Raw genomic sequence first — 259 nt, 5'->3', positions numbered from 1 at the left:
TTATAGACCCCGCACCTCAGACACGTCAACAGACAATTTCAAAAAACTGACAAGAAACAACAAGTGACTGAAAAAACACAGGAAATTCACAAAGAAGTTATCAACAGGGCGGTGAAGGGGCAAAAACTGCGGCAGACTTCGGCGGCCAATCCGCCAAACGTCAGCTCCGGCCGCCCAAAAACCGCACGTTCTGGGCCGGGCGCTCTTCGTCTGAAGGATCTGGCCGGCCGGCTGTACGCTGAGCGGCCGTTCGCGGCTG

1 protein-coding gene is annotated in these 259 nt (G+C 55.2%); it reads left to right on the top strand.

Annotated features, from left to right (window positions below):
* Window positions 1-63: 63 nt before the first annotated feature.
* Window positions 64-259 (top strand): hypothetical protein (locus BLJAPNOD_RS35825; protein WP_206750055.1); only part of this gene is annotated, 196 nt, incomplete at its 3' end.

Origin of the sequence: Ensifer sp. M14 (genome assembly GCF_003355565.1) — a bacterium.
Classification (GTDB): domain Bacteria; phylum Pseudomonadota; class Alphaproteobacteria; order Rhizobiales; family Rhizobiaceae; genus Ensifer.
Note: the sequence above shows the minus strand (reverse complement) of the source record. Positions and strands in the feature narration are given on the sequence as shown.